Here is a 6,060-nt window from a genome sequence, read left to right on the forward strand (position 1 = left end):
AAAATGCCCACCCGATGCGCTACCGGGACTGCCTGCGGCGGACGAGGACAGCCGTAGGGCTGAAGAGGTACGCCGACCTGGCCTCCGTGCGAGCAGGGCGACTGGGGAGAGCCGCCCGGCGCCAACGGCGATGTCCCCCGTCACCAGCCCTACACGATCGTCCGATGTAGTTATTACGGGTGGCGCCGCAGTAAATGCCGGGTTCACACTGCGGGAGCGCCTCTACGATGATCACCGCGACCTGCGGCGGAGCATTTCGGCCGCCGGGGCGTCGAGGGCCTGCCAGCGGGCGGGCGGCTGGCCGGGCAGGTGACCCGGCTGCTGGCCGACTGCGTGGCGTTCGTCCCCGCGCCTGGTCCCAGTGCAGCACCGCCAAGAACCCCGTGGGAGGGTGGTGCGGCAGGCGTGGTCCAGGTGCCGCAGGCCCGACGCGAACGTCTTCGTGAGGTCATCAGCAAGGCCCACATCGCCCGTACCTCTCCGTCAGGCCGGTTCGAACACAAGCTCCCTGCTCAGCGTGGAGCGGACCGGCGAGCATGCGATGCGCTTCATGACCGCGGGCCGGTGAGCCTCAAGCGCCGGGTCGAGGACGAGCTCGTACCGGAACCGCGTTGCCGACTCCTCGCGCTCCAAGTGCACCTGCACGCTCACCTCGGCATCGGTGAAACCCAGGTCGGCCAGCGCCATCCGCGCAGAGATGGTCATGCACGTGGCCAACGCCGCCTCCAGCAGTTCATGCGGCCGCATCCCCGCCGAGCCACCGATGCCCTCTTTGAGCGTGTCGGCCAGGCCCTCGTTGTCGCCGACCCGGAACCTGACCTGCCAGGGCGTCGAAAGCGCCACAGCCTCGACCATCGCCTTTGCCCCTCCTGCCGCAACCCGACCCGCCGGGATCGTAACGGTTCGGACCACATAATGAGAAGAGGTGTCCAGAATGTGGGACGCTTGGTCGGGTGGGTGGGGCGAACGTTGCCTGCTACGGCACCGGGACCTGGTCATGACGGTGTCTGTCTGGTCCGTCAGGGGGTCTTCTGCTGCCCGGCCATCTTCAGGATGCGGTCGGTGACCAGCTCTGGTCGGTCCGTCGGCAGCGCGTGCCCCGCGCCGGGCACGATCTCCACCCGGGCGGCGGGTATGAGCTGGGCGAGGCGGTCGGCAACCTGGCGGGAGTCGTGCAGGGCGCTGCGTGCACCGAGGAGGAACAACGAGGGCGCCTGCACGCGCCGGAGTTCTTCGTCGGTGAAGACCTGGGCCGGCGGGAGCCCGCGGCGGAAGCTCATCGTCCGCCGCATCATACGCATCAGCTCGGTCTCCAGGATCGTGCTGTTGGCGACCAGCCGTGCCAGGAAGGGGCGCAGCGGACGTGGCGCGGTCCCGGCCAGTCCACCACCGATCGCCCAGGTGAAGAACCTCCATCCGGGGTCGGCGAAACCGGCGGGATCCACCAGGGTCAGGGACGCGGTTCGACCGGGGTGGTGGATCTGGTGCTGGAGGGCCAGCCAGCCGCCGTAGGAGCAGCCGACCAGATGGGCCTCTGCCACCTCCAGCGCGCCCAGGAGTTCCTCCAGCCAGGCCGCGCCGTCTCGGCCGTCGCCGATCGGAGCGGTCTGCACGCTGGCGCCAGGCTCGCCGACGGTGTCCACGGCGATGACCCGGTGCCGCCGGCTCAGCGCGTCGATGTACCGGTGCCACATCAGGGCGTTCCCGCCGGCTCCCGACAGCAGCACGATCGGCCGGTCGCCGGGCGGTCCGGCGCGGTAGGCGCGGGTAGTCCCGAAGGCGGTCGCGACATCGAGCGTCTCCCGGGCCCCCGGCCACAAGTCCGCCAAAGTCTGTTCATAGGCGGCGTGGAAACGGTCTCTGCTCTTGGCGTCCTTGAATGCACCGAGTTTCATGATACGTCTGTATCACGGTACACCTGTATCACGAAAGGAAGGTGGTGCGTCGTGCCCGCGCGGGTGGATCACGAGGAGCGCAGGAAGCAGATCGCCGAGGCGTTGTTGCGGATCGCCGACACCCGGGGCCTGCAGTCGGCCAGCATGCGGGCGGTCGCCGCCGAGGCAGGCGTCTCCCTGCGGCTGGTGCAGTATTACTTCACCACCAAGGAGGCACTTCTCCTGGACGCGCTGGACCGGCTCGGCGCCCAGCTGCAGGCCCGGATGCTGGAGTGGATCGGCGCGGCGGGTCCCTCGCCCACGCCGCGTGACATCGTGACGGCGATCCTGTCGTGCGTCCTGCCGACCGATCCGGAAAGCCGCCGGATCACCAGGACCTACGCCGCGTACTACACGCTGGTCCTCAACGACCCGGCCCTGCTGGCCAGGCACGCCACCGCCCAGCCCGACGGCCTGGAGTCCTTCCTCTGCAAGCAGATCCGCGCGGCCCAACAGGCGGGCCAGATCGACCCCGCCAAGGACCCCGAGATGACGGCGGCCGGACTGCTGGCGCTGGTGAACGGGCTCGGGCAGAGCGTTCTGGGCGGCCAGCGCGACGGCGAGGCGGCCCTGGCCGTGCTCACCCATCACCTGGACGAGCTGTTCCGCTCCCCTGCCGATCAACCCATTGGCTGACCTGCTGCCCAAGGCAGGGTTCAATCCGGGACAGGCTCACCAGGGTGAGCCCGCGCACATGAACCAGCGCCGCCCGGCACGGGTCCAGGGCGGCGAACTCGGTCACGTACCGGTCGGCGAGCTGCTCCAGTGCGGTCACACGCCACCGGCTACGACGGCGCCCCACCGCACCACGACACACAGGGCCGGACCCCGGCCAGCAGTGCCGCAGCTCCTGACAATGTAGCCGGAGAGCACGGCGTCCTGTTCGTCGAGGACGGCGATCGTCACGGGCCGTCCCATTGGGCCTCCACCCAGAGCAGGTCTCCGTCGCGGTCACAGGTGACGGTGACGCCCTCCACCGCGGCGGGTTCAGGGACGGCGGCGTCACCGTCGACGAGCACTGAGACGCTCACCTGCCCGGTCCCTGCGGAGACCACGGTGACGCGGGCGGCCTCGCCGGCGCCGGTCAGCACGGCGAGCGGGGCCTCGGCGAGCGCCACGGCGACCTCCTCGCTCATCGGCGGCGTCCTGCCCACCTGGGCCATCTCGACGACGACGCCGCGGCGCATCGCCTCGTCGATGCCGGGGCGCAGGAGGCGCAGCAGCGGGTCGGGGACGTCGTCCTGCTCGGCCAGCACCTGCCGGAGCATGGACTCCGCCGTGGCGCACCGGTGCCGGACCTGCGTGTCCGCGGGGTCGACGGTGCCGTCGGCCAGGCCGCGCAGGACATCGGCGATGAGCCCTCGCGCCTCCCGGTAGCGGTCCTGCCGCGCCGCGGCGACCTCGGCGATGACGGCCGCGCGTGTCGCCATCTCCCACTGTTCGGCCGCAGCCTCGGCGGCCATGCCGCCGCTGAACCGGAACACCCGCGCCCCGGCGATCAGCGCGAACTGGATGCTGGCCGAGGCGTACAGCAGGGTGACGAACCCGGCGACCGCGTGCCGGCTCATCTCTCCCGTGGCCGCCAACGCCACGACGACGATCCCCGCGTTCACCGCGAGCACGGCGACCACCTGCCGCACCGGCCGGTGCAGCAGAAGCAGCACCCCCACCAGACCGACCGACGTCCACGCCCAGTTGGTTCTCAGCTGCTGACCGTCCGGGCAGTTGGCGGCCATCGCGACCCCCGCCACGAGGTCGACGGCGACCAGCGACCACGTCACCGCGGCCGCCTGCGTCCCGCGCAGCAGCAGCACCGCGCCACACGCCATGATCAACAGTTGGGTGGCCCAGACCGCCACTGCCAGGCCTGGGGAACGGTACAGGTCCCAGAAATCCAGGAGGGCCGTACCGACGGCCCCGACCTGCCACAGAGCGACCGCGATGACCGTGGCGATGTCGAAGGCACGGTGGAAACGCGCGGCGAACTGGCCGGCCGGCGAGCTGTCAGCCACGGGTCCACCGCAGCGTGACCACGGTCCCCTCCCCTTGCCGGGACCGCACGGTGGCTGTCCCGCCCACCATCGCCATGCGTTCCACGATCGAGTACCTGATGCCCCGCCGGGCATCCGGGACATGGGCGAGGTCGAAGCCGCTGCCGCGGTCGACAACGTCCACCTTCACGCTGTCGCCGCGTCGTACTGCGCGGATCGACGCCTTGCGCACCCCGGCGTGCGTCGCCACATTGCGTAGCGCCTCGCGAGCCGAGCCGATGATCGCCGAGGCGACCGGCGCGGGAACCTCGATACGCGGCCCCCCGATGACGGTGAGATCGACCGATACCGGCGGAGGGGTCTGTGCGACCAGTCGCTCCAATCCGTCCGCTAGGTCGGCCAGCGGCGCGTCGGCGACGGGCGGAGGCGCCGAGCACTCCTCCATGACCTCCAGCGCCCGCCGTGCGCCCTCGCGCAGACCGGGCGAGTCGGCCTGGACGGCACCGGACGCGACCATCGTCAGCGTGGCCAGCACCGAGTCGTGCATCTGCAGACGGTGGTGGCGCTCGTCCACCCGGCGGGTCGCCTCGACCATGGCCCGCTGCCGCTCGCGGTCCCGGTCCGCGACGATGGCGTCGGCGCGCCGCCCGCCGCGGCGCAGCAGCCACATCATCGCGCTGACCACCGCGGCCTGGACGAACAGGATCCGGATCTCGCTGGTCGCCACCGGAACACCGGCGATGTAGGCGGCGATGACCACGGCCGCCAGCGGCAGCCCCGCGACCGGACGCAGGGCGAGCTGCGCCACGTAAATGGCGGTGCTGGCCAGCATGATGGCCCATGTGGTCTCGTGCACGACCATCGAAACGGGGACGAGCCGCGCCTGCCCGAGCATCACCAGCGCCACCAGCGCGCTGTCCGCCGCGACCAGCGGCAACCCCAGCCCGCCTCGGACGGCGACCACGGTGAAGAACACCGCCCACACCGCCATCCCGCCGAGCGCCGCCACCTGCCAGCCGCGGGAGACGCCGGTGCCGTCACCGACGCCGGCGGCGACGCACGCCGCCGCCACTCCCCCGCACCGCAGCGCTATCACGAAGCGAAGTACGGTACGCCCCAAGGCGTAGTCGGAGGGACCTGGCGCCGTCCGTGAGCGAGCCCCCGTGGCCCACCGGATGCCTGATACAGCCATTGATCACGTCACGTCCGGAAGGTCGTCAGGCCTCCGAGTATGGCCGATCCGGGTCGCGACGAAAGGCACATGGCCGGTTCCGGTAGCCCACGCGACCCCCGCAATGGGGGACCAATGCCAGAACCCCCGCGCGTGCGACAACCGCACGTGGGTCATGACATCTAAATCGAAAAGACTGCGAACAGGCGTTATCGCTCATGGCCCGGGTGGCTACCACCCGCACATACGCCGTCGGCCGGCCTCGGTGGGGAGATCAGAACGGTCCGAGCACCTCAGGGCGGCCAGAGCGCGGCCAGCGTCGGCGACCACCGGGGCGACAGCCCAGCGGAAGCTGATCGCTCTCCTAGAGGCCGGTCTGAAAGCCGTCGCGGACGACCTGACCGTGACCTCACAGTTCCGCCGCTCCGCCGAGGCCACGCCGCGGACTTTCCGCACGTTCACCAAGCACAGAAAATCGGCTCCTGGCCCCGACCACGGTCGCCGAGGAGCTCGACCAGCGCCAAGCGGTGCACCTGTTCCGGCTTCGCCTGCTCGGGACCTTCCTGCGCATGCTCGACGCCGAGATCACCGCAGGCAACCCAACACCGGCGACCGCCCCAAACGCCGCCTGCTCGCCGAACGATTCGACCGCTGGCTGCCGAAGCCGAAGACGATTTCCCAGGGGCCGCCGGTCGAGAGGCGAAAACTGGTCGCGGCTCACCTGGGTGCCGTCCTGCTCGCGGGCCCAGAGCCACCGCCCCGCCCCCCAAAGGACGTCCGACGACGGACGCGACGGCGAAAGGGCCGCCGTGCCTGTCGAGCGGAGACCAACTAAGACGTCGTCTCATTTGGTGAGTCGGCGGTGGCAAATCAGGGCGGCGGCGATGCCGGCGAAGGCCAGGAAGTGCTCAGCCTTGCGTTCGTAGCGGCGGTGCAGGCGGCGGAACCCGTTCAGCCACGACAC

Annotated in this window: 5 protein-coding genes and 1 pseudogene; 1 reads left to right on the forward strand and 5 read right to left on the reverse strand. The window is 70.7% G+C overall.

The annotated features are described in order from the left end of the window. Positions 1-483: 483 nt before the first annotated feature. Positions 484-855: an OsmC family protein gene (locus ABZ801_RS34565; protein ID WP_360706181.1), complete on the reverse strand. Its 372-nt coding sequence runs from the start codon at positions 853-855 to the stop codon at positions 484-486. A 164-nt stretch (positions 856-1,019) separates the two neighbouring features. Then, complete coding sequence (locus ABZ801_RS34570; protein WP_360706184.1) at positions 1,020-1,895, reverse strand: alpha/beta hydrolase; 876 nt, start codon at positions 1,893-1,895, stop codon at positions 1,020-1,022. A gap of 51 nt (positions 1,896-1,946) precedes the next feature. On the opposite strand from ABZ801_RS34570, the gene ABZ801_RS34575 reads away from it, so the two are divergent. Continuing rightward, the gene (locus ABZ801_RS34575; RefSeq protein ID WP_360706187.1) at positions 1,947-2,570 is read left to right on the forward strand and encodes a TetR/AcrR family transcriptional regulator; all 624 of its coding nucleotides are present in this window, start codon (positions 1,947-1,949) and stop codon (positions 2,568-2,570) included. Positions 2,571-2,836: 266 nt separating this feature from the next. Here ABZ801_RS34575 and ABZ801_RS34580 read toward each other — a convergent pair whose 3' ends face one another. The 3 genes and pseudogenes from ABZ801_RS34580 to ABZ801_RS34590 form a co-directional block, all read right to left on the reverse strand. After that, on the reverse strand, positions 2,837-3,946 hold the full coding sequence (locus tag ABZ801_RS34580) for a hypothetical protein (RefSeq protein ID WP_360706190.1): 1,110 nt from the start codon (positions 3,944-3,946) through the stop codon (positions 2,837-2,839). Next, positions 3,939-5,021: an ATP-binding protein gene (locus ABZ801_RS34585; RefSeq protein WP_360706193.1), complete on the reverse strand. Its 1,083-nt coding sequence runs from the start codon at positions 5,019-5,021 to the stop codon at positions 3,939-3,941. The genes ABZ801_RS34580 and ABZ801_RS34585 overlap by 8 nt, the downstream gene beginning before the upstream one ends. Before the next feature lie 919 nt (positions 5,022-5,940). Beyond that, a pseudogene (locus ABZ801_RS34590) lies at positions 5,941-6,060 on the reverse strand (IS5/IS1182 family transposase); the annotation flags it as partial.

The sequence above is a fragment of the Actinomadura sp. NPDC047616 genome, from assembly GCF_040642915.1.
GTDB lineage: Bacteria > Actinomycetota > Actinomycetes > Streptosporangiales > Streptosporangiaceae > Spirillospora > Spirillospora miaoliensis.

Excerpts from the sequence above, each read along its gene's own strand:
- ABZ801_RS34570 (WP_360706184.1), bottom strand. The coding sequence starts at position 1,895 with ATGAAACTCGGTGCATTCAAGGACGCCAAGAGCAGAGACCGTTTCCAC.
- ABZ801_RS34565 (WP_360706181.1), bottom strand. The coding sequence starts at position 855 with ATGGTCGAGGCTGTGGCGCTTTCGACGCCCTGGCAGGTCAGGTTCCGG.